The organism is Pseudomonas sp. SP16.1 (genome assembly GCF_052682975.1).
The window spans coordinates 2818993-2845343 of record NZ_JBQYFZ010000001.1 but is presented as its reverse complement, the minus strand read 5'-3'; the positions used below and the strand labels follow the sequence as shown (position 1 = coordinate 2845343).

Genomic DNA, 26351 nt, shown 5'->3' with positions numbered 1-26351 from the left:
ATGCTTGCCCTCGGCAAACTGCTTGAACTGACCCTGGCCGGCCACGAGCCGGCAGCGAAGATTCAACTGACCCCCGATGGCACGCGTCTGCGCTGGCTCGATGAGGGCGCGCTGGAAGTGACGCCGCCGTCGGCGCGCGACAGTGGCCTGGATCTGCTGCTGTCGGCCGGCATCCACGGCAACGAGACGGCGCCGATCGAGTTGCTCGATCGCCTGCTGCGCGGTGTCGCTCGCAACGAGCTGCACCCGGCGGCGCGCATTCTCTTCCTGTTCGGCAACCCCGAGGCGATCCGCCGTGGCGAGCGTTTCGTCGAACAGGACATTAACCGTCTGTTCAACGGTCGCCACGAGCAGTCCAGCGGCTTCGAGGCGATCCGCGCCTGCGATCTGGAGCACCTGGCCGCCACCTTCTTCGGCAAGGAGAATGGCCGCACCCGTTTGCATTACGACCTGCACACCGCCATTCGCGGCTCCAAGATCGAGCAGTTCGCCCTCTATCCCTGGCACGAAGGGCGCACCCATTCGCGTCGCGAGCTCGAGCGCCTGCGCGCCGCTGGCATCGAGGCGGTGCTGCTGCAGAACAAGAGCTCGATCACCTTCAGTTCCTACACCTATGCCCAGCTCGGCGCCGAGGCCTTCACCCTGGAGCTGGGCAAGGCGCGCGCCTTCGGCCAGAACCAGTTGGTCAACCTCGACCTGCTGGAGAATGCCCTCGTCGAACTGATCGAAGGGCGCGAACCGGCGCCGCAGGCCCAGGGCCTGGACGGCCTGCAACTGTTCGCCGTGGCGCGCGAGATCATCAAGCACAGCGACAGCTTCCAGTTGCACCTGCCGGCCGATATCGAGAACTTCAGCGAACTTGCGCCCGGCTACCTGCTCGCCGAGGACATCGCCGACACCCGCTGGGTGGTCGAAGAGCAGGGCGCGCGCATCATCTTCCCCAATCCCAAGGTGAGAAACGGCCTGCGCGCCGGCATCCTCATCGTGCCGGACGACGGTTCCGGGCTGGCCTGAGGGGCCGGGTGCACCGCGAGTTACAGCGGTTGGCGTGACCCATGAGGCCGCGCGCTATCTTTAGGAGCCGCGCCCCGCGGCGAATACGCTCGCTCAAGCGCTGCCGAACCCAAAGCTTCGCCCCGCGGCGGGGCTGCTACGGCGGGTTTAGCCATGGCTGCGGTTTTCGCGCCCAACTGTATCTTGTGACGGCGCGAGGCGGCCTCGTAGCATGGCCTTTTCCGTGCCTCTCAAGGATGTCCGCCATGCCCCAGATCGACCTGCGCAGCGATACCGTCACCCAGCCCACCGCCGCCATGCGCCAAGCCATTCTCGCCGCCGAGCTGGGCGACGATGTCTACGGCGAAGATCCGACCGTCAATCGCCTGGAGGCCTGGCTGGCCAACGAGCTGGGCTTCGCCGCGGCGCTGTTCGTGCCCACCGGCACCATGAGCAACCTGCTCGGCCTGATGGCCCACTGCGAGCGCGGCGACGAGTACATAGTCGGCCAGCAGGCGCACACCTACAAGTACGAGGGCGGCGGCGCCGCGGTGCTGGGCTCGATCCAGCCGCAGCCGCTCGACGGCGAGGCCGACGGCTCGCTGGACCTGGCCAGGGTCGAGGCGGCGATCAAGCAGGACGACTTCCATTTCGCCCGCACCCGCCTGCTGGCCCTGGAAAACACCATGCAGGGCAAGGTACTGCCTCTCGACTACCTGGCCGCCGCCCGCGAGCTGACCCGCCGCCGCGGCCTGGCCCTGCACCTGGACGGCGCGCGCCTGTATAACGCCGCGGTCAAGCTGGGCGTGCCCGCGCGGGAGATCACCCGCCACTTCGACTCGGTCTCGGTGTGCCTGTCCAAGGGGCTCGGCGCGCCGGTCGGCTCGGTGCTGTGCGGCAGCGAGGCGCTGATCGGCAAGGCGCGGCGCCTGCGCAAGATGGTCGGCGGCGGCATGCGCCAGGCCGGCGTACTGGCGGCGGCGGGGCTATATGCCCTGCAGCACCAGGTCGAGCGCCTGGCCGCGGATCACGCCAACGCCGCGCGCCTGGGCGCTGGCCTGGTCGAGCTGGGCTACGAGGTCGAACCGGTGCAGACCAATATGGTCTACGTCGAGCTCGGCGAGCGGGCGGCGGCGATCAGGTCCTTTATGGCCGAGCGCGACATCGCCGTGGTGGCCGCGCCGCGTCTGCGCCTGGTGACCCATCTGGATATCGGGGCCGAGGATATCGAGTGGGTGCTCGAGGCCTTTGCCGCTTTTCGTTCGTTCTGAGTCGCAAGCGCAGCGCCCCAGTGCCGCCGGCGATCAACAAGGCACTAGCCGCGCGGCGTGGGCCCGATATAATGCGACCCTTTGCAGACTGCGTGAAAACTACTGCGCTCGGTCATGCTGCGTTAAAAAACCGGCTCAGAATGCTCGTTTACAACTCGTAAACTCGTTTGCGAGCCCAGTGCGTTCTTCGCCGGTTTGATTCGCTGGCGCTCACCCTTCGGGCCAGCCTTCGGCTGTTACTCCCGTTGGTCGTCGCGCCTTGCCTGACCTTCGCTCGCTACGTTTTCACTTTGTCTGCTTCGCCGGCGTTGCCGTGGCCGCCTGTTTCCGTGGAAGACCCCTATGAAAAGCGCAGAAATCCGTGAAGCCTTCCTGAGCTTCTTCGAAGAAAAAGGGCACACCCGTGTCGCTTCCAGCTCGCTGATCCCGGCGAACGACCCGACCCTGCTGTTCACTAACGCGGGGATGAACCAGTTCAAGGACTGCTTCCTCGGCCTGGAGAAGCGCGCCTACACCCGCGCCACCACCAGCCAGAAGTGCGTACGCGCCGGCGGCAAGCACAACGACCTGGAAAACGTCGGCTACACCGCGCGCCATCACACCTTCTTCGAAATGCTGGGCAATTTCAGCTTCGGCGACTACTTCAAGCGTGACGCCATTCATTACGCCTGGGAATTCCTCACCTCCGACAAGTGGCTGAAGCTGCCCAAGGAAAAGCTCTGGGTCACCGTCTATGCCACCGATGACGAGGCCTACGACATCTGGACCCAGGAAGTCGGCATCCCCGCCGAGCGGATGATCCGCATCGGCGACAACAAGGGCGCGCCGTACGCTTCCGACAACTTCTGGGCGATGGGCGACACCGGTCCGTGCGGCCCCTGCACCGAGATCTTCTTCGACCACGGCGAGCACATCTGGGGCGGCCCGCCCGGCAGCCCGGAAGAAGACGGCGACCGCTACATCGAGATCTGGAACAACGTGTTCATGCAGTTCAACCGGACTGCCGATGGCGTGCTGCACCCGCTGCCGGCGCCGAGCGTGGATACCGGCATGGGCCTGGAGCGCATCAGCGCCGTGCTGCAGCACGTCAACTCCAACTACGAGATTGACCTGTTCCAGAACCTGCTGGCCGCTTCGGCCAAGGCCATCGGCTGCAGCAACGATGGCCAGGCCTCGCTGAAGGTGGTGGCCGACCATATTCGCTCCTGCGGCTTCCTCATCGCCGACGGCGTGACCCCGTCCAACGAAGGCCGCGGCTACGTGCTGCGCCGCATCATTCGCCGCGCCTGCCGCCACGGCAACAAGCTGGGCGCCAAGGGCAGCTTCTTCTACCAGATCGTCGCCGCCCTGGTGGCCGAGATGGGCGAGGCCTTCCCCGAGCTGAAGCAACAGCAGGCGCATATCGAGCGCGTACTGAAGACCGAGGAAGAGCAGTTCGCCAAGACCCTGGAGCAGGGCCTGAAGATCCTCGAGCAGGATCTGGTCGGCCTCAAGGGCAAGGTCATCCCCGGCGAGACCGTGTTCAAGCTCTACGATACCTACGGCTTCCCCTACGACCTGACCGGCGACATCGCCCGCGAGCGTGGCCTGAGCCTCGACGAGAGCGGCTTCGAGCGCGAGATGGCTGCCCAGCGCGAGCGCGCCCGTTCCGCCAGCGCCTTCGGCATGGACTACAACGCCTTGGTCAAGGTCGACGCCGACACCCGTTTCCTCGGCTACGAAGGCACCCGCGGTAGTGGCGCCATCGTCGCCCTGTTCGCCGACGGCCAGGCCGTCGACAGCTTGCAGGAAGGCGAGGAGGGCGTGGTGGTGCTGGATCAGACCCCGTTCTACGCCGAATCCGGCGGCCAGGTCGGCGACTGCGGCTACCTCGAGGGGGCCGGCGTCAGCTTCGAGGTTCGCGACACCACCAAGGCCGGCGGCGCCTTCCTGCACCACGGCTTGGTCGCCAAGGGCAGCCTCAGCGTCGGCGCCTCGCTCAAGGCCGAGGTCGACGCCAGCGTGCGCCAGGCCACCGCGCTGAACCACTCGGCCACCCACCTGCTGCACGCCGCGCTGCGCCAGGTGCTCGGCGAGCACGTGCAGCAGAAGGGCTCGCTGGTCGACAGCCAGCGCCTGCGCTTCGACTTCAGCCACTTCGAGGCGATCAAGCCCGAGCAGCTCAAGGCGCTGGAAGACATAGTCAACGCCGAAATCCGCAAGAACTCCGCGGTGGAAACCGAGGAAACCGATATCGACACCGCCAAGGCCAAGGGCGCCACGGCGCTGTTCGGCGAGAAGTACGGTGACCAGGTGCGCGTGCTGAGCATGGGCGGCGACTTCTCCGTCGAGCTGTGCGGCGGCACCCACGTCTCGCGTACCGGCGACATCGGCCTGTTCAAGATCACCAGCGAAGGCGGCGTGGCCGCCGGCGTGCGCCGTATCGAGGCGGTTACCGGCGCCGCGGCGCTGGCCTACCTGAACGCGGCCGAGGAGCAGCTCAAGGAAGCCGCGGTGCTGGTCAAGGGCAGCCGCGACAATCTGCTGGACAAGCTGGCCGGCGTGCTCGAACGCAACCGCCAGCTGGAGAAGGAACTGGAACAGCTCAAGGCCAAGGCCGCCAGCGCCGCCGGCAACGACCTGGCCGGCGCGGCCGTCGAGATCAAGGGCACCAAGGTACTGGCCGCACGGCTCGACGGCCTGGACGGCAAGGCCCTGCTGGCGCTGGTCGACCAGTTGAAGAACAAGCTCGGCAGCGCGGTGATCCTGCTCGGTGGCGTGCAAGACGACAAGGTCGTGCTGGTCGCCGGCGTCACCCAGGATCTGATCGCCAGACTCAAGGCCGGCGACCTGATGCGTCAGGCCGCTGCGGCCGTGGGCGGCAAGGGCGGCGGTCGTCCGGACATGGCCCAGGGCGGCGGCGTCGACGCCGGCAAACTGGACGAGGCCCTGGCGCTGGCCGGCACCTTCGTCGAACAAGGCCTGTAACAGGTGTGAAAGCCAGGTCCGCAGTGCGTCCGGCGGGCCTTGGCAGTGTGACCCGATGCGGGTTTAATGGGCGCCCTTCGAGGAATCAGGCGGCTTTTTGAAATGGCTTTGATCGTACAGAAGTTTGGAGGCACCTCAGTCGGCACCGTCGAGCGTATCCAGCAGGTGGCCGAGAAGGTGAAGAAGTTCCGCGAGAAGGGCGACGACATCGTCGTCGTGGTCTCTGCCATGAGCGGCGAGACCAACCGCCTGATCGACCTGGCCAAACAGGTCAGCGACGGCGATCCGGTGCCGCGTGAACTGGACGTGATGGTGTCCACCGGCGAGCAGGTGACCATCGCCCTGCTGGCCATGGCGCTGATCAAGCGCGGCGTGCCGGCGGTGTCCTACACCGGCAACCAGGTGCGCATCCTCACCGACAGCGCGCACAACAAGGCGCGTATTCTGCAGATCGACGACCACAAGATTCGCGCCGACCTCAAGGCTGGCCGCGTCGTCGTCGTCGCCGGTTTCCAGGGCGTCGACGAGCACGGCAGCATCACCACCCTCGGTCGCGGCGGTTCCGACACCACCGGCGTGGCCCTGGCCGCGGCACTGAAGGCCGACGAGTGCCAGATCTACACCGACGTCGATGGCGTCTACACCACCGATCCGCGCGTGGTGCCCCAGGCCCAGCGTCTGGAGAAGATCACCTTCGAGGAGATGCTGGAAATGGCCAGCCTCGGTTCCAAGGTGCTGCAGATCCGCTCGGTGGAATTCGCCGGCAAGTACAACGTCCCGCTGCGCGTCCTGCACAGCTTCCAGGAGGGGCCGGGCACCCTCATTACCCTTGATGAAGAGGAATCCATGGAACAGCCGATCATTTCCGGCATCGCCTTCAACCGCGACGAAGCCAAGCTGACCATCCGTGGGGTACCGGATATCCCCGGCATCGCCTTCAAGATTCTCGGCCCGGTCAGCGCCGCCAATATTGAAGTGGACATGATCGTCCAGAACGTCTCGCACGATAACACCACCGATTTCACCTTCACCGTGCACCGCAACGACTACAACAACGCCCTGGCCGTGCTGCAGAAGACCGCAAGTGAACTGGGTGCTCGTGAAGTGGTCGGCGATACCAACATCGCCAAGGTCTCCATCGTCGGCGTCGGCATGCGTTCCCATGCCGGTGTGGCCAGCCGCATGTTCGAGGCGCTGGCCAAGGAAACCATCAATATCCAGATGATCTCCACCTCGGAAATCAAGGTTTCCGTGGTCATCGAGGAGAAATATCTGGAACTGGCCGTGCGCGCCCTGCACACTGCCTTCGACCTCGACGCCCCGGCCCGACAGGGCGAGTGATGCATGACCCGAAAGGCGCGGCTGGTTCCGCGCCTTTCGCTTTTTTGACGAGTGCCTCGGAACTTTCTTTCTGGGCGGGCTGGTCAATACTTGGGTGAAGGTTTCCGGGCTTGCGTTGGTCGGGAGCTGCCGCCGTTTTCTTTTTTGCAGACTGTTGTCCTGATAATGAAATCCGTGAGGAGAAAGGAATGCTGATTCTGACTCGCCGGGTCGGAGAGACCCTGATGGTCGGTGATGATGTGACTGTCACCGTGTTGGGCGTGAAAGGTAATCAGGTGCGCATTGGCGTCAATGCGCCCAAAGAGGTTGCCGTGCACCGTGAGGAAATCTACCAGCGCATCCAGAAAGAGAAGGGTGACGAACCAAGCCACTAATTTTTCTCGAAATTTTGGTTTGCAAACGGGGAAAACATGAGTATCATGCGCCCCGTGTTGCGGAGAGGTGGCCGAGTGGCCGAAGGCGCTCCCCTGCTAAGGGAGTACACCTCAAAAGGGTGTCGGGGGTTCGAATCCCCCCTTCTCCGCCATATTTCGCGGATCAGGCAGGCGTCATACCTGATAGGCAACAGAGACACGGACTCATAGCTCAGCTGGATAGAGTACTCGGCTACGAACCGAGCGGTCGGAGGTTCGAATCCTCCTGAGTCCGCCATCTAGGATGGCTTGCAGCAGTGCAAGCCATTTTGTTTCAACCAGTGGTGATCTGGTCTAAAAGCGCCAAACGGACTCATAGCTCAGCTGGATAGAGTACTCGGCTACGAACCGAGCGGTCGGAGGTTCGAATCCTCCTGAGTCCGCCATCTAGGATGGCTTGTAGCAGTGCAGGCCATTTTGTTTCAACCAGTGGTGATCTGGTCTAAAACCACCAAACGGACTCATAGCTCAGCTGGATAGAGTACTCGGCTACGAACCGAGCGGTCGGAGGTTCGAATCCTCCTGAGTCCGCCATACCAAAAGGGCCTGCAGTGATGCAGGCCCTTTTTTATTGGCGATGTCCCCCATTAGTTACGTGTCGACGCTCCGATCCAGCGCTTGTAGGGGCAGCCGAGCGGCGCAGCGCTTCAGTCGCGAGTTTTACGGATAGATCCGCTCCTGCGGGGGCGCGGCAACCAACAGCGGCATAGCCTTTTATCTGCCTTTCACGCAGCCCGCTTCGTCGAAGCTCACCTGGCGCGTGTTGCCGCTGTCGTCGCGGTAGTGGTAACGCTGCCGGCCGTTCTGCCGGCTGATCTTGTGCGGCTTGCCCAGGCTGCTTTCCACGTCGTTGCGCGTCATGCCGCTGCGAATATCCTGTTTGATGATCGCGGCGCGTCGCGCGCTACCGGTAATGCGGTTGCCGCACCCGTCGTCCTGTTGACCGACCACCACCACTTGTCCGGTCCCGCTTGCCTGGGGGCTGCGTGCGGGCTTGGCCAGTGGCACGGCCTTGCCGCTGCTCGGCGTCTGATTATGAGCACTCTGGGTTTGCTGTTGCTGTTCTACCGGGCAGCCGTGGCGGGTGAAGGTGATATGGCCGTTGGCGTCCTCGCAGCGGAACACGGTGGCGGCCAGGCTGGCTTGGGTAGGGTAGAGCAGGGCGGCGCAGAATGTGGCGCGCAGCAGTCCTCGCATATGGGCGTCCTCCTTGACCTGTGCCTGAATCAGCTTAGCCCGTTGTTCGGTGCATGCCAGGTGTCCTGCCGGACAGGGGCGGCGTCGCAGTAACAGGATTTCAGCGCGGATTGAAGTTTGTGATGCAAACAGTTGTTCTTGCCAGGCTTTCTCACGTGCAAAGCCTCGTTGCGGTGTTATCATTTGCCGCGTCAGCCCCGCCGGGGCTTGTGGAATACCACCATGGACTTACCCAGTAGTTACTCAATACTCCCATCGCACAATCGTGTAATACCTGATTGATCCCCTTTGGCGCGCCCGCCAACTGGGGGTGGAGCGCGCTATGACTGAAGTAGAAGCCAAGAAGCCGCAAGAGAGCCTGCAGGATCGCCTGGCCCAGGTGGTCGAACTGCTGCACCGGCACAGGCTGGTGGAAGACCTGACCCATCGTCAGGAAGGCCAGCACCACGACCTGGTCGAGAATCTGGTGCACCGGCAGAACCTCGCCGAGCTGCAGCGCAAGCTCGACGACCTGCACCCCGCCGATATCGCCCACATCCTCGAGGCCCTGCCGCTCGATGATCGTCTGACCGTCTGGCAGCTGGTCAAGGCCGAGCGCGATGGCGACATCCTTCTCGAAGTGTCGGACGCGGTGCGCGAGACCCTGATCGCCGACATGGACGATCACGAGATTCTCGCCGCGGCCAAGGAGATGGATGCCGACGAGCTGGCCGACCTCGCGCCGGAGCTGCCGCGCGACGTGGTCCACGAGCTGATGGAGTCGCTCGATGCGCAGCAGCGCGAGCGCGTGCGTTCGGCGCTGTCCTACGAGGAGGACCAGGTCGGTGCGCTGATGGACTTCGAGATGGTCACTATCCGCGAAGACGTCAGCCTGGAAGTGGTGCTGCGTTACTTGCGTCGCCTCAAGGAGCTGCCGGGGCATACCGACAAACTGTTCGTGGTCGACTACGACGGCGTGCTCAAGGGTGTGCTGCCGATCAAGCGGTTGCTGGTCAACGACCCGGACAAGCAGGTCGGCGAGGTGATGGCCGACGATCCGGTCAGCTTCCATCCGGACGAGGACGCCTATGACGCGGCTCAGGCCTTCGAGCGCTACGACCTGATTTCCGCCCCGGTGGTAGACAAGAACGGCAAGCTGATCGGTCGTCTGACCATCGACGAGATGGTCGACCTGATCCGTGAAGAGAGCGAAAGCGAAGTGCTGAGCATGGCCGGTCTGCGCGAGGAGGAGGACATCTTCGCCTCGGTGTGGAAATCGGTGCGCAACCGCTGGGCCTGGCTGGCGATCAACCTGGTCACCGCCTTTCTCGCCTCGCGGGTGATCGGCCTGTTCGAAGGTTCGATCGAGAAGCTGGTGGCCCTGGCCGCGCTGATGCCCATAGTCGCCGGCATTGGCGGCAATTCGGGCAACCAGACCATCACCATGATCGTTCGGGCCATGGCCCTGGACCAGGTCGGCACCGGCAACACCTCGCGCCTGCTGCGCAAGGAGCTGGGCGTGTCGCTGATCAACGGCCTGCTCTGGGGCGGGGTGATCGGCGCGGTGGCCTACATGCTCTACGGCAGCTGGTCGCTGGGTGTGGTGATGACCGCGGCAATGACCCTCAACTTGCTGCTGGCGGCATTGATGGGGGTGCTGATTCCCATGACCCTGGCGCGCCTGGGGCGCGACCCGGCCATGGGCGCCAGCGTGATGATCACGGCGATGACCGACAGCGGCGGCTTCTTCATCTTCCTCGGTTTGGCGTCGATCTTCCTGCTTTAGCGGCCTGACCTTGCGGGCGATTCTCCTCCCTTGGTAGTGGGGATGACGCATTCACTACAAAAAATGTCCGACTGGTCGGTCTGGGGTTTGCTTGAAACGCTCGTTTCAGGCTAAGGTTCGCCAGCTTTGCCCGGGGGCTGATCCCGGGCGCTCCTAATCAATAATGAGTGCAGCCTGCGCGCTGCTGGCAAAAGGAGCCAAGATGACCCCCAGTGAACTCCTGCTCGAGGGTGTCGAGCTCATGCTGTTCGGTATGGGTTTCGTGTTTGTCTTTCTGGTGCTGCTGGTGCTGGCGATCCGCGTGATGTCGCGTCTGATCGAAGCTTTTGCCCCGCACACGCCTGCCCCCGTCGCCTCTTCCGCAGCAACCAGCGTCAAGCCGGCCAGCCCGATGCCGGATGCCGAATTGCTGGCCGCCATCCAATCCGCCATTCATCAGCACCGCGCCCGTCGCGGTTGATCAGGTTCTAGAGGGAGCACCTGTATGACTGCCGTTAAACAAGCACTCGGGATCACCGATGTGGTGCTGCGTGACGCCCACCAATCCATCCTGGCCACCCGCGTGCGCCTGGAGGACATGCTGCCGATCGCACCCAAGCTCGATCAGGTCGGCTTCTGGTCGGTGGAGTCCTGGGGCGGTGCGACCTTCGATGCCTGCATTCGCTACCTGGGCGAAGATCCCTGGGAGCGTATCCGCGCACTGAAGAAGGCCATGCCCAACACCCGTCAGCAGATGCTCCTGCGCGGCCAGAACCTGCTGGGCTACCGCCACTACGCCGACGATGTGGTGGAGAAGTTCGTCGAGCGTGCAGCCATCAACGGCGTCGACGTGTTCCGCGTGTTCGACGCGATGAACGACCCGCGCAACCTGCAGACCGCACTGCAGGCGGTCAAGCGCCAGGGTAAGCACGCCCAGGGCACCATCTCATACACCACCAGTCCGGTGCATACCCTGGATATGTGGGTCGATCTGGCCAAGCAGATCGAGGACATGGGCGCCGACTCGGTGGCCATCAAGGACATGGCCGGCATCCTCACCCCCTATACCGCCTTCGAGCTGGTCTCGCGCTTGAAGGCCAGCCTGGCCATTCCGGTCCATATGCAGTGCCACGCCACCGCGGGTCTGTCGTCGGTCGCCATTCTCAAGGCGGTGGAAGCCGGTATCGACAACGTCGATACCGCCATTTCCTCGCTGTCGATGACCTACGGCCATTCGCCGACCGAGTCGGTAGTAGCCATGTTCCAGGGCACCGAGCGCGACACCGGGCTGAACCTGGAGCTGCTCGAAGAGATCGCCGCCTATTTCCGTGAAGTGCGCAAGAAGTACGCGAAATTCGAGGGCAACCTCAAGGGCGTCGACTCGCGCATCCTGGTCGCCCAGGTGCCGGGCGGCATGCTCACCAACATGGAAAGCCAGCTCAAGGAGCAGGGCGCCCAGGACAAGTTCGACCAGGTGCTGGCCGAGATTCCGCGCGTGCGTGAAGACCTCGGCTTCATCCCGCTGGTGACCCCGACGTCGCAGATCGTCGGCACCCAGGCGGTGATCAACGTGCTCACCGGCGAGCGCTACAAGTCCATCACCAAGGAAACCGCCGGCGTGCTCAAGGGCGAATACGGCGCCGCCCCCGCGCCGTTCAACGCCGAGCTGCAGGCCCGCGTGCTCGACGGCGGCGAGGCGATCACCTGCCGTCCGGCCGACCTGCTCGACGCCGAGATGGACAAGCTGACCGCCGAACTCAAGGGCATCGCGCGGGAGAAGGGCATCAAGCTCGCGGCCGACGAGATCGACGACGTGCTGACCTATGCGCTGTTCCCGCAGATCGGTCTGAAGTTTCTGGAGAACCGCGGCAACCCGGCGGCCTTCGAGCCGGCGCCTACCGGCAAGGAAGCGCCCGTTCGCGAAGCCGGCAAGCCCGAGGTGTACAGCGTCGAGGTCAACGGCAAGTCATTCGTCGTGCAGGTAAACGAAGGCGGCGACATCGAGGGTATCAAGCCTGTCGGGGGCGCTGCAGGCGCTGCGCCGGCAGCGGCCCCCGTCGCAGCCGGTGGCGGCGAGCCGCAGGCGGCGCCGCTGGCCGGCAACATCTTCAAGGTGTTGGTGCAGCCGGGCCAGGCCGTGGAAGAGGGCCAACTGGTGATCATCCTCGAAGCGATGAAGATGGAAACCGAAATTCGCGCGTTCAAGGCCGGCACCATCGGTGCGGTCAACGTCAAGGTCGGCGACGCGGTGGCGGTGGGCGAAAGCCTGCTGACCATCGGCTGAGGGGCGCGCCATGGACAAGCTGCTCAAGCTCTGGCAGAGCACCGGCCTTTACCATCTGGAGCCCGGCCAGGCGTTCATGATCGCGGTCTGTATGCTGCTGATCTACCTGGCGATCAAGAAAGGCTTCGAGCCGCTGCTGCTGGTGCCGATCGGTTTCGGCGGCCTACTGTCGAACATTCCGGTGGCCAACATGGCCGAGGGTGCGGGTTTTCTCCACCTGATCTACGAGGTGGGCCTGCCGACCAGCATCTTCCCGTTGCTGATCTTCCTCGGCGTCGGCGCCATGACCGACTTCGGTCCGATGCTGGCCAACCCGAAGACCCTGCTGCTCGGCGCCGCTGCGCAGTTCGGTATCTTCGGCACCCTGCTCGGCGCCCTGGCGATCACCGCCATCGGCATTCCGGGTATGGAGTTCACCCTCAAGGAGGCGGCGTCCATCGCCATCATCGGCGGGGCGGACGGGCCGACCTCGATCTTCGTCACCTCCAAGCTGGCGCCGCACCTGCTCGGTCCGATTGCCGTCGCCGCCTACGCCTACATGGCTCTGGTGCCGTTGCTGCAGCCGCCGATCATGCGTGCGCTGACTACCAAGGAGGAGCGCGCCATCGTCATGCAGCAGCTGCGTCCGGTGGGACAGACCGAGAAGATCATCTTCCCCATCGTGCTGTGCATCCTGATCGGCATGCTGCTGCCGGACGCCGCGCCGTTGATCGGCATGTTCGCCCTCGGCAACCTGCTGCGCGAGTGCGGTGTGGTCGAGCGTCTGGCCGATACCTCGCGCAATGCGCTGATCAACATAGTCACCATCTTCCTCGGCCTGACCGTGGGCTCGAAGTTGTCGGCCGAGGCCTTCCTGCAGCTCAAGACCCTGGGCATTCTGCTGCTGGGTATGGTCGCCTTCTGCGCCGGCACCGCTGCCGGGGTGTTGATGGCCAAGCTGATGAACCTGTTCAGCACCCACAAGGTCAACCCGCTGATCGGCTCGGCCGGCGTGTCGGCGGTGCCGATGGCAGCAAGGGTGTCGAACAAGGTGGGACTGGAGGCCAACCCGCAGAACTTCCTGCTGATGCACGCCATGGGCCCGAACGTGGCCGGGGTGATCGGCTCGGCAGTGGCGGCGGGGGTGTTGCTCAACTTCGTCGGCTGAAGTCGAAGGGGCGCGTGGTGCGCCCCTTTGCTCGCCTCCTGCGTACAAAGCTTGCCGGGGAAATTCCTGACGTCGCTTGCGGCGGCACGAAGCGTTTTTTACGCCTAAGCCCCGAAGGGCTGAAGCACAGGGACACAAAAAAACCGGCAGAGGCCGGTTTTTTTGTGGGTGTTCGCCTCAGGCTTCTTCGGCGGCCATTTCTACGTCATGGGCGATCAATGCCACCAAGGCGTTCTGCTGACGACGGGAAAGCTGGCGGAAACGCTGCAACAACTCGCGCTCATGCAAGCTCAGTTCAGGGCTGTCGAGACGCAGGTCGAACTCGTCGCCCAGTGCGCCTTCCTGAAGCATGCTCTGCTCCAGGCGAGCGATGATCTCCGAATTCATGCTGCGATGATGGTTACGTGCTACGTCAGCGATACGCTCACGCATCCCATCGGGTAAGCGAACGACGAATTTGTCAGCCGTGCGGCTGGAATAGGTAGCCTGTTTCATAGGGCGCATACATTAAACCGGTTAGTTCAGGAGGGCGATACTGGTAATCAGTTTCAAGATTGTCACCGGTTTGACAACCTTATTCACTAGCCGTTCAACCAGTATGGCGGTTTGCGTCGATTATGACCTATTGGCCATCTGAACAGTTCCTTGACGCCAATTACATGTCGAATTCTGGGCCAGATACCGGCTTTATGCCAGCACCGGCCGTCAGAAATGCGCAACAGTCGGCAGAAGCGATTCTACCGCTATGCCAGTAGTGCTCCAGTTACTCAATCGCATGCCTCGTTTCCTTCAGCGGCGTTGCCCCTACGTTCAATGATAGTAGAGGGCCAGCATATTGCGGTGGCGATTCTACAATTCGGCCAGCCTGCTGCATGCGGCCCGACCGCACTACTATGATTGACTTGCGGTCGTCGCCACCTGGGACCGCGCGTTGCAGTCGATGTTCCAGTAGGGGTGGCGCCAAGCACGATGGGTGTTTTCCGATGCAGGGCAGGTTGATCTATCTGATGGGGCCTTCGGGCTCGGGCAAGGACAGCCTGTTGCAAGCCGCGCGTGCGCCGCTTGAGAGGTGCGGCTGTCGTTTTGCTCGGCGAGTGATCACCCGCAGCGCCGAGGCGGTGGGCGAGGACGCCGTTGGCGTCACTCCGGCCGAATTTGACCGCCTGGAGGCCGAGGACGCCTTCGCCCTGAGCTGGCGCGCCAACGGCCTGGCCTATGGCATCCCCCGCGAGATCGACCACTGGCTGGCTGACGGCAAGGACGTGCTGATCAACGGTTCGCGGGGCCATCTCGACGAGGCGCTGCAGCGCTACCCGCAGCTCTTGGCGATTCTCCTGCAGGTCGACGAGGCGGTGTTGCGCGAGCGCCTGCTGGCCCGCGGCCGCGAGACGCCGGAACAGATCGAGGCGCGTCTGGAGCGCAGTCGCAGCTTCGCTACTGCAATGGGAGGTGCTTTGGGGACGATGGTCTCGGCTGCGACCGCAGGGGTGCAGGAGATTGCCCCGCGCCCGTTCGCTGCCGGCTTGCGGCATGCGCCCCTTTCCCTTGGGCTGCGACCGGGGATGCGCGAGCCGACCTCCCCCTGCTCGGTGGAGCGCCTTGTAATCCTGGATAACTCCGGCTCTCTTCAACAAACCGTCACCCGCCTGCTGCAGCTGCTCGACGAGGCCCGGCGATACGCCTGACCCTGCTGCGCACTGCGATGCCCGTAAGATGCCGCAGTTCGGCGGCAATCCGGGCGGCGGGCCGAGTGCTTCGTGCGCCCTGCGGGGATGGGGAAGGGCGCGGCTGCGGTGCCCGCCCAGGGTTGGCGTCGGGCAGCCCCTCCTGCTAATCCAGCGGCAGCTCGGTGGTGCGCTTGACCTCGCTCATGGCGATATGCGAATGCGCCTCCTGCACGTGCGGGCGTTGCAGCAGGTGATCGCGCAAGAAACGCTCGTAGTCGGCGATGTCGCGGGCCACCACCTTGAGCAGGTAGTCCGAGCCGCCGGCCATGGTGTAGCACTCCAGCACCTGCGGGTAGCCGACCACCGCCTGTTCGAACTCCTCCAGGTTGTTGCGGCCGTGGGCCGACAGCTTGATATCGACGAATACCGTCATGCCCAGGCCCAACTGCTTGGGATTGAGCAGGGCGACCTTGCGCTCGATCAGCCCTTCCTCCTGCATGCGGTGGATGCGTCGCCAGCAGGGCGACTGCGACAGCTCGACCTTTTCCGCCACCTCGGCGGCGGACAGGTCGGCATTGTGCTGCAGCAGGCGGAGAATCTTGCGATCGATGGGGCTCAGCTTGTCCTGCATGACTGTTTCCATTTTTTTGTGATTGTTGGAAGGATCATGCGAAGTATCGTCGGCGTTGCCCAAAAATAGAAAGAAAAAAGCGGAACCCCTCGGTCATGATCTTGCCCAGTCGTCCCGTGCAGCGATCCTGCCGGGACAGGAAAGGGCGGCACCCACCGTTGCCGTCCAAGGTCGCCATAAAAATAAAAGGAGCGCCCGTATGTCACTGGCCGAGATCCGCCTGGATGACAAGTACCGTCTCGCCACCGGTCACCTCTACCTGACCGGCACCCAGGCGCTGACCCGCCTGCCCATGCTGCAGAAACAGCGTGACGCTGCCCATGGCCTGAATACCGCCTGCTTCATCTCCGGCTACCGCGGCTCGCCCCTGGGCAATCTGGACAAGAGCCTGTGGGATGCCAAGCAGTACCTCAAGGACAACCACATCCACTTCCAGCCCGGGGTCAACGAAGAGTTGGCCGCCACCGCCTGCTGGGGCAGCCAGCAGACCAGCCTGTTCCCCGGCGCCCGTTACGATGGCGTGTTCGCCATGTGGTACGGCAAGGGCCCGGGCGTCGACCGCTGCGGCGACGTGTTCAAGCACGGCAACTCGGCCGGCGTATCGGCGCATGGCGGCGTGCTGTTGCTGGCCGGCGACGACCATGGCTGCAAGTCCTCGAGTATCGCCCACCAGAGCGAGCATGCCTTCATCGCCGCCTCGATTCCGGTGCTCAACCCGGCCAACGTCCAGGAAATCCTCGACTACGGCATCATCGGCTGGGAGCTGTCGCGCTACAGCGGCTGCTGGGTGGCGCTGAAGACCATCGCCGAGAACGTCGATTCCTCGGCCGTGGTGGAAGTCGATCCGCTGCGGGTCGAGGTCAAGATTCCCGAAGATTTCCAGCTGCCGGAAGACGGCGTGCATATCCGCTGGCCGGACCCGCCCCTGGTCCAGGAGAAACGCCTCAACACCTACAAGATCTACGCCGCGCGCGCCTTCGCCTTGGCCAACCAGCTCAACCAGATCAAGCTCGATTCGCCCAACCCGCGCCTCGGCATCATCACCACCGGCAAGTCCTACCTGGACGTGCGCCAGGCGCTCAACGACCTCGGCCTCGACGAGCAGCTCTGCGCTCAGGTCGGCCTGCGCGTGCTCAAGGTCGGCATGAGCTGGCCGCTGGAGCCGGTGTCGGTGCACGAGTTCGCCGAGGGCCTGGACGAGATCCTGGTGGTGGAGGAAAAACGCAGCATCATCGAGGACCAACTGACCGGGCAGCTGTACAACTGGCCGGTGGGCAAGCGTCCGCGGGTGGTCGGCGAATTCGACGAGGACGGCAATTCGCTGCTGCCGAACCTCTCCGAGCTGACCCCGGCGATGATCGCCAGGGTGATAGCCCGGCGCCTGGCGCCGATCTATTCCAGCCCGGTGATCGAGGAGCGTCTGGCCTTCCTCGCCGCCAAGGAGGCGGCGCTGGCCGCGCCCAAGCACGGCACCGCGCGCACCCCGCATTTCTGCTCCGGCTGCCCGCACAACAGCTCGACCAAGCTGCCGGAAGGCAGCCGCGCCCTGGGTGGCATCGGTTGCCACTACATGACCCAGTGGATGGACCGCAACACCGACACCTTCACCCAGATGGGCGGCGAGGGCGCCACCTGGATCGGCCAGGCGCCGTTCACCGACACCCCGCACGTGTTCCAGAACCTCGGCGACGGCACCTACTTTCATTCCGGCCAGCTGGCCCTGCGCGCCTCGGTCGCCGCGGGGGTCAATATCACCTACAAGATCCTCTACAACGACGCGGTGGCCATGACCGGCGGTCAGCCCATCGATGGCGAGTTGCGCATCGACCAGCTCAGCCAGCAGGTCTATGCCGAGGGGGTGAAACGCATCGCCCTGGTCAGCGACGAGCCGGACAAGTACCCGACCCGCGCCACCTTCGCGCCCATCGTCAGCTTCCACCACCGCCGCGAGCTGGACGCCGTGCAGCGCGAGCTGCGCGAGTTCAAGGGCGTTTCGGTGATCCTCTACGACCAGACCTGCGCCACCGAGAAGCGTCGCCGACGCAAGCGCGGCAAGCTGGTGGATCCGGCCAAGCGCGCCTTCATCAACCCCGCGGTGTGCGAGGGCTGCGGCGACTGCAGCGTCAAGTCCAACTGCCTGTCGGTGCTGCCGCTGGAGACCGAACTGGGGCGCAAGCGCGAAATCGACCAGAACGCCTGCAACAAGGATTTCTCCTGCGTCGAAGGCTTCTGCCCAAGCTTCGTCACCGTGCACGGCGGCAGCTTGCGCAAGCCCGAGGCCCTGGGCCTGGGCGCGCTGTTCATTGCCCTGCCGGAGCCGAAGCAGCCGAATCTTGCGCGGCCCTGGAATATCCTCCTGCCGGGCGTCGGCGGCAGCGGCGTGACCACGGTCGGCGCGCTGCTGGGCATGGCCGCGCACCTGGAAGGCAAGGGCTGCAGCGTGCTCGATCAGGCCGGCCTGGCGCAGAAGTTCGGCCCGGTGATCAGCCACATCCGCATCGCCGCTAGGCAGGACGACATCTACGCCGTACGCATCCCCGCCGGCGAGACCGACCTGCTGCTGGCCTGCGACCTGGTGGTGGCCGCCGGCGAGGAGGCCCTGGCCAAGCTCAACGACAAGATCGCCCATGCAGTGGTCAACAGCCATGAGGCGGCCACCGCCGAGTTCACCCGCAACCCCGATGCCCAGGTACCCGGCGCTGCCATGCGCGAGGCGCTGGTCGAGGCGGTGGGCGAGGGCAAGACCCACTTCGTCGATGCCACCCGCCTGGCCACCGCGCTGCTCGGCGACAGCATCGCCAGCAACCTGTTTATGCTCGGCTACGCCTATCAGAAGGGCCTGGTGCCGGTATCGGCCGAGGCGATAGAGAAGGCCATCGAACTCAATGGCGTGGCGGTGCAGCTCAACCAGCAGGCGTTCCTCTGGGGCCGCCGCGCCGCCCATGACCTGGCCGCGGTGGAGAAGCTGGCCGCGCCCAAGGTGGTCGAGGCGCCGCGTTGCCAGAGCTTGGAGGAGATCGTCGAGGATCGCGCGCAGCGTCTGATCGCCTACCAGAACGCCGCCTACGCCGCGCGCTACCGCGAGCTGGTCGAGTGCGTGAGTCAGGCCGACACTGACGCCGAGCAGCGGCTGAGCAAGGCGGTGGCGCGCTACTACTTCAAGCTCTTGGCCTACAAGGACGAGTATGAGGTGGCGCGCCTGTACAGCGACGCCGCCTTCCGCAAGCAGCTCGAGGCGCAGTTCGAAGGCGACTACCAACTGCAGTTCCACCTGGCGCCGAGCTGGCTGAGCAAGCCCGATGCGGTCACCGGTCAGCCGCGCAAACGCGCCTTCGGCCCCTGGATGCTCAAGGTCTTCGCCGTGCTGGCGCGCTTCAAGTTCCTCCGCGGCACGGTGCTCGATCCGTTCGGCCACAGTGCCGAGCGGCGTCTGGAGCGCGAGCTGATCGAGGAGTACGAGGCGACCGTCGCCTATCTGCTGGCCGAGCTCGATGCCGGCAACTACCGCACGGCGGTGGCGCTGGCCGAGATTCCCGAGCAGATCCGCGGCTACGGCCACGTCAAGGAAGCGGCGCTGGCCAAAGCACGCGAGCAGGCCGCGCAGCTCAAGGCGCGCCTGGCGGTCAGCGAAATCGCCACGGTGCAGCTGTTCGAGCCGGCCGCCTGATCCTCCCCAGTCACCCCTTGCCACCCCCTCCCGCCTGGGAGCGGGGCGGCCTTTTACAATCCGATACCCGAGGTAACCCGATGTCCGTCTTCACCCACGTCGACTTCGATCAGCACGAACAGGTGGTCTACGGCCACGACAAGGCCAGCGGCCTGAAAGCCATCATCGCCATCCACGACAGCACCCTCGGCCCGGCCCTGGGCGGCTGCCGCATGTGGAACTACGCCTCGGACGAGGAGGCGCTGCGCGACGTGCTGCGCCTGTCGCGCGGCATGACCTACAAGTCGGCCCTGGCGCGCCTGCCGCTGGGCGGCGGCAAGGCGGTGATCATCGGCGACCCGCACACCGGCAAGAGCGAGGCGCTGTTCCAGGCCATGGGCGATTTCGTCGACAGCCTCGGCGGGCGTTATATCACCGCGGCGGATTCCGGCACCGGCGTGGCCGAGATGCAGATCATGGCCGAACGCACCCGCCACGTGGCCGGCGCCGGCCAGCGCGAGGCCTTCGGAGGCGGCAGCCGCGATGGCGATCCGTCGCCGTCCACCGCCTATGGCGTGTTCATCGGCATCCAGGCGGCGGTGGCCCATCGCCTCGGCCGTCAGGGTCTCTCCGGCATCCGCGTGGCCATCCAGGGCGTCGGCCAGGTCGGCTTCGGCCTGGCCAAGCTGCTCAAGGACGCCGGCGCCCAGCTGTGGGTGACCGATATCCATGCGGCCAACGTGCAGCGCGCGGTCGCCCAGCTCGGCGCCACCGCCGTCGGCCAGCACGATATCTACGGTCTCGATGTGGACGTCTTCGCGCCCTGTGCCCTCGGCGCCATCGTCAACCCGCAGACCCTGGAGGCGCTGCGCGCGCCGATCATCGCCGGCGCCGCCAACAACCAGCTTGCCGACGCCAGCCTGGCCGAGACTCTGCGTCGTCGCGAATGCCTGTACGCGCCGGATTATGCGATCAATGCCGGCGGCATCATCGACGTCTGCTACGAGCGCACCGGCGGCAGCCCCGCCCAGCTCAAGGCGCATATCGAAGGCATCGGCCCGACCCTGACGGAAATCTTCCAGCGCGCCGAGCGCGAGGGCGCGACCACCACCGCGATCGCCGACCGCATGGCCCGCGAGCGCCTGCAAGGCGGTCTTTAAGCCATAGATAGGCAATAAACGTCGGTGCGCACGGCGCACCGACTCGTAGGGTGCGCCGTGCGCGCCAACCGGGGTGGCCCGACCACCCCAGGCTCCTGACTTTTTCACAACAACAAGAGGGCAAGTCCCAATGAGTCAAGACAGCATCGCCGCCGGCACCTTCGCCGGTGCCTCCAGCAGCGCCGGCCGAGGCCTGTGGTCGTCGCGCTGGGTGTTCTTCCTCGCCGCCACCGGCTCGGCCGTGGGCCTGGGCAATATCTGGAAGTTCCCCTATATCACCGGGCAGAACGGCGGCGGCGCCTTCGTCCTGGTCTACCTGGCGTGCATCCTGGCCATCGGCATTCCGCTGCTGATGGCCGAGGTGATGATCGGTCGCAGCGGCCGCGCCAACCCCGAGGGCGCCTTCGCCGCCCTGGCCAAGGAGGCGCGGGCCAGCCGGCACTGGCGCTGGCTGGGCACGCTCGCGGTGCTGACCGGTTTTCTCATCCTCAGCTTCTACACGGTGATCGCCGGCTGGGCCGTGGCCTACACCCCGGCGGCCCTGAGCGGCAGCTTCGCCGGGCTGATCGGCGAGAGCAGCGGTGCGTTGTTCGGCGCCATGCTGGCCGACCCCTGGCAGCTGGCCGGCTACGGCACCCTGGTGCTGACGGTTACTCTTGGCATCGTCGCCTTCGGCGTGCGCGGCGGCCTGGAGCGCTCGCTGCGTTTCCTCATGCCGGGGCTGTTCGTCCTGCTCCTGGTGCTGGTGGGCTATGCCGCCACCACCGGGCATTTCATGCAGGCGGTGCACTTTCTCTTCGACGCCGACTTCAGCAAGCTCAGCGCCGCCGGTGTGCTGGCCGCGCTGGGCCATGCCTTCTTCACCCTGAGCCTGGCCAGCGGCGCGATGATGGCCTACGGTTCCTACCTGCCGGCCGGCACCTCGATCGCCAAGACCGCGCTGATGGTGGCCCTGGCCGATACCGGGGTGGCGCTGCTGGCCGGCCTGGCGATCTTCCCGCTGGTGTTCGCCAACGGCCTGGAGCCGGGCGCGGGGCCGGGGCTGATCTTCGTCACCCTGCCGATCGCCTTCGGCCAGATGCCGCTGGGCCAACTGGTTGGCGGGCTGTTCTTCATCATGCTGGCGATCGCCGCGCTGACCTCGGCGATCTCCCTGAGCGAGCCGACCATCGCCTGGCTGACCGAGAAGTTCGGCATCAGCCGCCTCACGGCGGTGCTGACCAGCGGTATCGCGCTGTGGCTGCTGAGCCTGGGCACGGTGCTGTCGTTCAACGCCTGGAGCGAGGTGACCCTGCTGGGCAAGACCTTCTTCGACAGCCTGGATTACCTGACCACCAACCTGTTGATGCCGCTGGGCGGCCTGGCCACCGTGCTGTTCGCCGGCTGGGTGCTGAGCCGCAAGACCGTCCAGGAAGCCATCGGTATCGAGCAGCCCGGGCTGTTCTCGTTGTGGTGGCGGGTGCTGCGCGTGGTCACCCCGCTGTGCATCCTGGTGGTGTTCCTGCATAGCCTGGGGTTGTTCTGAGGCGCTGGCGGGGCTGCTGGAAAACGCTTCACGGTTGTCCACGGGTAGCCCCCAGCCGTCTTTAACGTGCCTGTTCGCGGAGAAATCCGCTCCTACAACAGCCGTGCCGCATTGCCGCCATGGCGGGGCGGGACACGGCCTGTAGGAGCGGCTTCAGCCGCGAACCGCGTTCACTCCAAGGCCAACGCCAGGCTGATGCCATGGGGCCGGAAACCCAGCTTGGCATAGAAGCGGTGCGCCGCTTCGCGGCTCTGGCTGCTCGACAGCGCCAGCTTGTAGCAGCCCCAGGCGCGTGCGTGCTGCACCGCATGCCGCATCAGCGCCTGGCCGATGCCCAGGCCGCGCGCCTCGCTATCGACCACCACGTCTTCGAGGATCGCCGAGCGGGCGAAGCCGTGCGCCAGGTGCTCGATCAGGATCAAGGTGCAGGTGCCGAGCAGCTCGCCGTCACGCTCGGCCAGCAGCACCAGGCGATCCCTCGGCAGCTCGGCCAGGCGCAGGGCGAGCAGGGCGGCATCGGGCCGCGGCTCGTTCTCGCCCAGTTGCTGCAGCAGCGCGGCCAGTCGTGGGGCATCGGCGGCGCAGGCGGTGCGGATGACGTAATCGGCGAACGGCGAATCGGGCGGGCTAGCGGTGAGGTTCGGCATGGCGCGGCTCCCAGGCGTTGGCTCGAAGGAGTATGGCGCGCCGTGCGTGGCAGCGGCATGACAAATCCGCGCGACGCCGCTAAGATGCCGCCCGGCCTTCGCGATCCCTTGCGAATGGCCTTGTCCCCTTAGTTCAACGGATAGAATAAGCCCCTCCTAAGGGCTAGATGCTGGTTCGATTCCAGCAGGGGACGCCACCTTTCCCGGCCCGGCGCCGAGTGCTGCAATCGATCCTTCCCCCGTTCCCCGTATCCCGGGGCCTCGACTACCGCGGCCTGTCGCCGCTGTCAGGAGTATTCCAGTCTTGGCTCGGCCAGCTGGCAATGCTGCAGATTCAGCGTACGGCTGTGCAGCTGTTCCAGCGACGCCCGATGCCCCACGCTGATGATGATCGAATTCGGTAGCGACTGTTTCAGCTGCGCATAGCAGTTTCGCTCCGTCGCTTCGTCCAGTGCCGAGCTGGTTTCGTCGAGAAACAGCACGTTGGGGCGCAGCAGCAGGGCGCGGGCGAAAGCACAGCGCTGCTGTTCGCCGATGCTCAGGGTCTGCGCCCAGTCGAGTTCGGCGTTCAGCTGCTCGCTCAGGTGATCGAGGCCGCACTGGCGCATCACCTGCAGCAACCTCGCATCGTCTTCCGGGCGTGCAGGGGCCGGATACCAGAGCATGCCGCGCAGACTGCCGAGCGGCAGGTAGGGTTTCTGCGCCAGGGTCAGGACATTGCCCAGGTCGTAACGCGCCAGGCCGCAGGCGTGGCTCCAGATGCCGGTGAGGGCGCGGATCAGGGTGGATTTGCCGAAGCCGGATGGCGCGCGGATCAGCAGGCTGTCGCCGGACCGCAAATTCAGGTCGAGACCGGCGAACAGCGGCTTGCCGTTCGGCAGCCAGAGTGCCAGGTCCTGTACCTCGAAGCCGTCAGCCTGGTGTTCCAGACGCACGCCGGCCTCGTCGCCGACACTGGCCAGGCGTTGCTGGAAGCCCGTCAGACGGTCGACGATCGATTTCCATTCGGCGATCTCCGGAAACACCTTGACCAGATAGGCCATCGCCTCGTGGACCTCGCCGAACGCGGCGCTGAGCTGGGTCAGGCGGCCGAGCGGGAAGGCGCCGGCGAAGAACTGCGGCGCCATGACGAACATCGGGATGATCATGGCGCTGCGCATGTAGAAGGTGGAGTAGCCGAGCACGACCTTCTGCTGCTTCACCAGGGCCCAGAAGTTTTCCAGCGTGGCGCCCAGGCGCTGGCTGAAGCGGGCGTGCTCCTCGCTCTCGCCGCGGTACTGGGCCACGGCTTCGGCGTTCTCGCGCAGGCGCATCAGGGAGAAGCGGAAGTCGGCCTCGCGGCGCTGCTGGAGGAAGTTCAGCCGCGGCAACGTGCGTCCCAGCCAGAAGGCGCCGCCGGTACCGAGTATGGAGTAGAGCAGGGCCGCCCAGACCAGTAGGCCGGGGATCACCAGCTCTTCGCCGGCGAAGGGCACCCGCACCAGGCTCGAGGCCTGCCAGAGGATATGCAGGAAGGAGAACAGCGACACCAGGGCGGTCATCAGGCCCAGGCTGAGCTTCAGCGACATGCTGATGAACAGGTTGATGTCGTCGGCGATGCGCTGGTCGGGATTATCCGTTTCCGGCGCCGTGAGCTGCAACTTGAGGTAGCGCTGGCGCTGCAGCCACAGCTGCAGGGTGTTCTCGGTGGACCAGCGGCGCCAGCGCAGGGTGAGCTTCTGCTGGAAGTGGAAGGCGGCCACGGTGAAGCTGGCCAGTCCCGCCTGCAGCAGGATGAAATAGCCACCGCCCATCAGGAAGGCGTCGTAGTCGAGGGCCTGCAGAGCGTTGTAGAAATGCAGGTTCCACAGGTTGTAGAGGATGTTCACGCCCACCAGGCACAGGTTCATCAGAATCGTGCCGAACAACAGCAGGAGGGCGGGACGTCTTTCGGCAGAGGACCAGAACGGCCGGGCGAGCGACCAGAAATCGCGGAGTGTCTGCATGTGGCCTCGAGTTTGCCCGGCGTTAAACGCGTTGAGTTTATAGAGGGGCGTCTATACCATCAACGCTAATCGTTCTCATTGTTTGTGCCCTGAGCTGCGGAGGCCGGCCATCGAACTACCGGACTGGCTGTGCCACGCATGGCCGCCCATCCAGCGCGTGATCCAGATCGAAAGCCAGGGGCGGATGGTCGTGCCGTTGCCCGAGCTGGCCGAGGCGAGCGTGTTGCACCCTCTGCTTGACCGGTTCGCCGACCTCTATCCCGGCGTCAAGCGTCCTCCCGTCGCCTCGCAGTGGTCGATGAACTACCTCAGCGTGCTGCTGCCGGCTACCCTCGCGGCCGTGCTGACCCGTGATCGGGTCATCGCCTTCTGGGAACGGGAGGTGGCGCTGCTGCATGACGCCGGCCAGCCGTCGGCATTGCTGCTGCCCTCGCCGCAGCCGGCGCCCGCCGTAGAGCGGCGCGGTGATTACTGGACGCGTCTGCTGCACCAGCACCTGGAGCCGCTGTTCGCCAGCATCGCCGCCTGGGGCGGGCTGGCGCCGAAGGTGCTATGGGGCAACCTGGCGGCGGTCTGGGACGGGGCATTCGCGCGGATCGACGCCAACCTGGAGCGTGAGGGTTTCGCCGAGGCCCACCGTTGGCTGGAACAGGCCGTCGTCGCGGACGGCCGTCTGCAGCCGAGAAGCCTGCAATGGATGGTCGATTCGCCGGCGCCGGAGGTCTGCGCGCGCATCCCGTTGCGCCGCCATTGCTGCCTGCACTACCAGTTGCACGCCCCGCAGCCCGGCAAGCCGCAGGTGCTGTGCGAGTCCTGCCCGAAGCTGCATCGCCTACCGCAGGCAGAGCAGGCGAGTTATCTGCGTTACATCTATCGCGAGGGCTAGCTCGGCCCTATAGCCCGGATGCAATCCGGGAGCGGTTTTCAGGTGCTGGACGATTTTCCCGGATTGCATCCGGGCTACGGAACCGTCTCGGCGACTCCCAACCGACGCCTGACCAACGCCAGCACCGCATCCGGCCGCTCGAACAGGAAGAAATGCCCGCCGTCGAAGCCGTGCAACTCGCAACTGGCCGAGGTTTCCGTCTGCCAGCCGCGCAGCGTTTCCTCGCCTACATGGGCATCGTCGTACCCGGCGAGCACGCTCATGGGAACATCGAGGCGTGGGCGCGGCTGGTAGCGGTAGTGGCGCAGCAGGGCGAAATCGGCGCGGATGGCCGGCAGTAGCAGCGCCATCAGTTCCTGGTTGGCCAGCACCTCGGGCGGGGTGCCGGCATAGTCGCGCAGCTTGATCAGCAATTCACCATCGCTTAGCAGGTCGTAGCGTGGCGCGCCGACGCGATGGCGCGGTGCGCCGCTGGCCGAGACGAACAGGTGGCGTGGACGTGCCAGGCCGCGCCTGACGCAGTGGTGCGCCAGTTCGAAGGCCACCAGGGCGCCGAGGCTGTGGCCGAAGAAGGCGTAGGGCAGGTCGTCGTGACGGGCGAGGACCTGACCCAGCTGCTCGATCAGGGTGGCGAAGTCGTGGATGGCCGGCTCGCCGAAGCGTGCGCCGCGCCCCGGCAACTGGATGGCGCAGAGCTGGATATCCGGCGCCAGGGCCGGAAACCAGGGCATGAAGCTGCCGACGCTGCCGCCGGCGAAGGGAAAGCAGAATAGGCGCAGGCGCGCGCCGGGCAGCGGACGGGTCTGCACCCACGGCGAGTCCTGCAGGCGATGAACGTGCATGATCG

20 protein-coding genes and 5 tRNA genes are annotated in these 26351 nt (G+C 65.3%); 19 read left to right on the top strand and 6 right to left on the bottom strand.

The window, feature by feature from the left end:
- The 9 genes from astE to ACUTAF_RS13535 all read left to right on the top strand — a co-directional run bounded on the left by astE (position 1) and on the right by ACUTAF_RS13535 (position 7519).
- A complete protein-coding gene (gene astE, locus ACUTAF_RS13575) occupies positions 1-1014 on the top strand; it encodes a succinylglutamate desuccinylase (RefSeq protein WP_445580455.1) in 1014 nt (337 codons plus the stop codon).
- A gap of 245 nt (positions 1015-1259) precedes the next feature.
- The gene (gene ltaE / locus ACUTAF_RS13570; RefSeq protein WP_445580454.1) at positions 1260-2264 is read left to right on the top strand and encodes a low-specificity L-threonine aldolase; all 1005 of its coding nucleotides are present in this window, start codon (positions 1260-1262) and stop codon (positions 2262-2264) included.
- Between the two features lie 342 nt (positions 2265-2606).
- Positions 2607-5231, top strand: coding sequence for an alanine--tRNA ligase (alaS, locus tag ACUTAF_RS13565; protein WP_445580453.1), 2625 nt, complete (start codon positions 2607-2609; stop codon positions 5229-5231).
- Positions 5232-5333: 102 nt separating this feature from the next.
- Positions 5334-6572 (top strand): aspartate kinase, encoded by a 1239-nt coding sequence (locus ACUTAF_RS13560; protein ID WP_445580452.1) that lies wholly within the window; start codon positions 5334-5336, stop codon positions 6570-6572.
- A 188-nt stretch (positions 6573-6760) separates the two neighbouring features.
- Positions 6761-6946 carry a carbon storage regulator CsrA gene (gene csrA, locus ACUTAF_RS13555; protein ID WP_003244478.1) on the top strand — a complete coding sequence of 62 codons (186 nt, stop codon included), beginning with the start codon at positions 6761-6763 and terminating at the stop codon, positions 6944-6946.
- A 61-nt stretch (positions 6947-7007) separates the two neighbouring features.
- Positions 7008-7098, top strand: a tRNA-Ser gene (locus ACUTAF_RS13550).
- A gap of 48 nt (positions 7099-7146) precedes the next feature.
- Positions 7147-7223, top strand: a tRNA-Arg gene (locus tag ACUTAF_RS13545).
- A 71-nt stretch (positions 7224-7294) separates the two neighbouring features.
- A tRNA-Arg gene (locus ACUTAF_RS13540) sits at positions 7295-7371 on the top strand.
- A gap of 71 nt (positions 7372-7442) precedes the next feature.
- Positions 7443-7519: transfer RNA gene (locus tag ACUTAF_RS13535), tRNA-Arg, on the top strand.
- Between the two features lie 180 nt (positions 7520-7699).
- Here ACUTAF_RS13535 and ACUTAF_RS13530 read toward each other — a convergent pair.
- Entirely contained in the window at positions 7700-8182 is a 483-nt protein-coding gene (locus tag ACUTAF_RS13530; protein ID WP_445580451.1) for a DUF4124 domain-containing protein, read from the bottom strand.
- A gap of 322 nt (positions 8183-8504) precedes the next feature.
- Between ACUTAF_RS13530 and mgtE the strand changes: the two genes are divergently transcribed.
- The 4 genes from mgtE to ACUTAF_RS13510 all read left to right on the top strand — a co-directional run bounded on the left by mgtE (position 8505) and on the right by ACUTAF_RS13510 (position 13357).
- Complete coding sequence (mgtE, locus tag ACUTAF_RS13525) at positions 8505-9947, top strand: magnesium transporter (RefSeq protein ID WP_445580450.1); 1443 nt, start codon at positions 8505-8507, stop codon at positions 9945-9947.
- A 202-nt stretch (positions 9948-10149) separates the two neighbouring features.
- Complete coding sequence (locus ACUTAF_RS13520) at positions 10150-10407, top strand: OadG family protein (RefSeq protein WP_445580449.1); 258 nt, start codon at positions 10150-10152, stop codon at positions 10405-10407.
- A 24-nt stretch (positions 10408-10431) separates the two neighbouring features.
- On the top strand, positions 10432-12210 hold the full coding sequence (gene oadA, locus ACUTAF_RS13515) for a sodium-extruding oxaloacetate decarboxylase subunit alpha (RefSeq protein WP_445580448.1): 1779 nt from the start codon (positions 10432-10434) through the stop codon (positions 12208-12210).
- Between the two features lie 10 nt (positions 12211-12220).
- Positions 12221-13357, top strand: coding sequence for a sodium ion-translocating decarboxylase subunit beta (locus ACUTAF_RS13510; RefSeq protein ID WP_445580447.1), 1137 nt, complete (start codon positions 12221-12223; stop codon positions 13355-13357).
- Positions 13358-13534: 177 nt separating this feature from the next.
- On the opposite strand, the gene ACUTAF_RS13505 is transcribed toward ACUTAF_RS13510, so the two are convergent.
- On the bottom strand, positions 13535-13861 hold the full coding sequence (locus ACUTAF_RS13505; protein WP_445580446.1) for an Arc family DNA-binding protein: 327 nt from the start codon (positions 13859-13861) through the stop codon (positions 13535-13537).
- 479 nt (positions 13862-14340) lie between these two features.
- Here ACUTAF_RS13505 and phnN point away from each other — a divergent pair, with 479 nt between their 5' ends.
- Positions 14341-15042 (top strand): phosphonate metabolism protein/1,5-bisphosphokinase (PRPP-forming) PhnN, encoded by a 702-nt coding sequence (gene phnN, locus ACUTAF_RS13500; RefSeq protein WP_445580445.1) that lies wholly within the window; start codon positions 14341-14343, stop codon positions 15040-15042.
- Between the two features lie 145 nt (positions 15043-15187).
- On the opposite strand, the gene ACUTAF_RS13495 is transcribed toward phnN, so the two are convergent.
- Positions 15188-15655 (bottom strand): Lrp/AsnC family transcriptional regulator, encoded by a 468-nt coding sequence (locus ACUTAF_RS13495; protein ID WP_445580444.1) that lies wholly within the window; start codon positions 15653-15655, stop codon positions 15188-15190.
- A 199-nt stretch (positions 15656-15854) separates the two neighbouring features.
- Between ACUTAF_RS13495 and ACUTAF_RS13490 the strand changes: the two genes are divergently transcribed.
- From ACUTAF_RS13490 to ACUTAF_RS13480, 3 genes are all read left to right on the top strand, one after another.
- Complete coding sequence (locus tag ACUTAF_RS13490) at positions 15855-19322, top strand: indolepyruvate ferredoxin oxidoreductase family protein (protein ID WP_445580443.1); 3468 nt, start codon at positions 15855-15857, stop codon at positions 19320-19322.
- Between the two features lie 80 nt (positions 19323-19402).
- Positions 19403-20461, top strand: coding sequence for a Leu/Phe/Val dehydrogenase (locus ACUTAF_RS13485; protein WP_445580442.1), 1059 nt, complete (start codon positions 19403-19405; stop codon positions 20459-20461).
- A gap of 130 nt (positions 20462-20591) precedes the next feature.
- A complete protein-coding gene (locus ACUTAF_RS13480) occupies positions 20592-21986 on the top strand; it encodes a sodium-dependent transporter (protein WP_445580441.1) in 1395 nt (464 codons plus the stop codon).
- Positions 21987-22156: 170 nt separating this feature from the next.
- Here the strand turns inward: ACUTAF_RS13480 and ACUTAF_RS13475 are convergent, their stop codons facing one another.
- Entirely contained in the window at positions 22157-22633 is a 477-nt protein-coding gene (locus ACUTAF_RS13475; RefSeq protein WP_445580440.1) for a GNAT family N-acetyltransferase, read from the bottom strand.
- A gap of 122 nt (positions 22634-22755) precedes the next feature.
- On the opposite strand from ACUTAF_RS13475, the gene ACUTAF_RS13470 reads away from it, so the two are divergent.
- Positions 22756-22830: transfer RNA gene (locus ACUTAF_RS13470), tRNA-Arg, on the top strand.
- 90 nt (positions 22831-22920) lie between these two features.
- Here ACUTAF_RS13470 and ACUTAF_RS13465 read toward each other — a convergent pair.
- Complete coding sequence (locus tag ACUTAF_RS13465) at positions 22921-24618, bottom strand: ABC transporter ATP-binding protein/permease (RefSeq protein ID WP_445580439.1); 1698 nt, start codon at positions 24616-24618, stop codon at positions 22921-22923.
- Between the two features lie 184 nt (positions 24619-24802).
- On the opposite strand from ACUTAF_RS13465, the gene fhuF reads away from it, so the two are divergent.
- Positions 24803-25504, top strand: a complete 702-nt coding sequence (gene fhuF, locus ACUTAF_RS13460) for a siderophore-iron reductase FhuF (RefSeq protein WP_445582446.1) — start codon at positions 24803-24805, stop codon at positions 25502-25504.
- Positions 25505-25578: 74 nt separating this feature from the next.
- Here the strand turns inward: fhuF and ACUTAF_RS13455 are convergent, their stop codons facing one another.
- A complete protein-coding gene (locus ACUTAF_RS13455) occupies positions 25579-26346 on the bottom strand; it encodes a thioesterase II family protein (protein ID WP_445580438.1) in 768 nt (255 codons plus the stop codon).
- Positions 26347-26351 lie beyond the last annotated feature (5 nt).

What these genes read in the sequence shown, in the direction of transcription:
- ACUTAF_RS13475 (WP_445580440.1), bottom strand. Translation starts at nt 22,633, where the DNA reads ATGCCGAACCTCACCGCTAGCCCGCCCGATTCGCCGTTCGCCGATTAC.
- oadA (WP_445580448.1), top strand. Translation starts at nt 10,432, where the DNA reads ATGACTGCCGTTAAACAAGCACTCGGGATCACCGATGTGGTGCTGCGT.
- ACUTAF_RS13485 (WP_445580442.1), top strand. Translation starts at nt 19,403, where the DNA reads ATGTCCGTCTTCACCCACGTCGACTTCGATCAGCACGAACAGGTGGTC.
- ACUTAF_RS13465 (WP_445580439.1), bottom strand. Translation starts at nt 24,618, where the DNA reads ATGCAGACACTCCGCGATTTCTGGTCGCTCGCCCGGCCGTTCTGGTCC.
- fhuF (WP_445582446.1), top strand. Translation starts at nt 24,803, where the DNA reads ATGGTCGTGCCGTTGCCCGAGCTGGCCGAGGCGAGCGTGTTGCACCCT.
- ACUTAF_RS13520 (WP_445580449.1), top strand. Translation starts at nt 10,150, where the DNA reads ATGACCCCCAGTGAACTCCTGCTCGAGGGTGTCGAGCTCATGCTGTTC.
- ACUTAF_RS13505 (WP_445580446.1), bottom strand. Translation starts at nt 13,861, where the DNA reads ATGCGCCCTATGAAACAGGCTACCTATTCCAGCCGCACGGCTGACAAA.
- ACUTAF_RS13455 (WP_445580438.1), bottom strand. Translation starts at nt 26,346, where the DNA reads ATGCACGTTCATCGCCTGCAGGACTCGCCGTGGGTGCAGACCCGTCCG.
- ACUTAF_RS13490 (WP_445580443.1), top strand. Translation starts at nt 15,855, where the DNA reads ATGTCACTGGCCGAGATCCGCCTGGATGACAAGTACCGTCTCGCCACC.
- csrA (WP_003244478.1), top strand. Translation starts at nt 6,761, where the DNA reads ATGCTGATTCTGACTCGCCGGGTCGGAGAGACCCTGATGGTCGGTGAT.
- mgtE (WP_445580450.1), top strand. Translation starts at nt 8,505, where the DNA reads ATGACTGAAGTAGAAGCCAAGAAGCCGCAAGAGAGCCTGCAGGATCGC.
- ACUTAF_RS13530 (WP_445580451.1), bottom strand. Translation starts at nt 8,182, where the DNA reads ATGCGAGGACTGCTGCGCGCCACATTCTGCGCCGCCCTGCTCTACCCT.
- alaS (WP_445580453.1), top strand. Translation starts at nt 2,607, where the DNA reads ATGAAAAGCGCAGAAATCCGTGAAGCCTTCCTGAGCTTCTTCGAAGAA.
- ACUTAF_RS13510 (WP_445580447.1), top strand. Translation starts at nt 12,221, where the DNA reads ATGGACAAGCTGCTCAAGCTCTGGCAGAGCACCGGCCTTTACCATCTG.
- ACUTAF_RS13480 (WP_445580441.1), top strand. Translation starts at nt 20,592, where the DNA reads ATGAGTCAAGACAGCATCGCCGCCGGCACCTTCGCCGGTGCCTCCAGC.
- astE (WP_445580455.1), top strand. Translation starts at nt 1, where the DNA reads ATGCTTGCCCTCGGCAAACTGCTTGAACTGACCCTGGCCGGCCACGAG.
- phnN (WP_445580445.1), top strand. Translation starts at nt 14,341, where the DNA reads ATGCAGGGCAGGTTGATCTATCTGATGGGGCCTTCGGGCTCGGGCAAG.
- ltaE (WP_445580454.1), top strand. Translation starts at nt 1,260, where the DNA reads ATGCCCCAGATCGACCTGCGCAGCGATACCGTCACCCAGCCCACCGCC.
- ACUTAF_RS13560 (WP_445580452.1), top strand. Translation starts at nt 5,334, where the DNA reads ATGGCTTTGATCGTACAGAAGTTTGGAGGCACCTCAGTCGGCACCGTC.
- ACUTAF_RS13495 (WP_445580444.1), bottom strand. Translation starts at nt 15,655, where the DNA reads ATGCAGGACAAGCTGAGCCCCATCGATCGCAAGATTCTCCGCCTGCTG.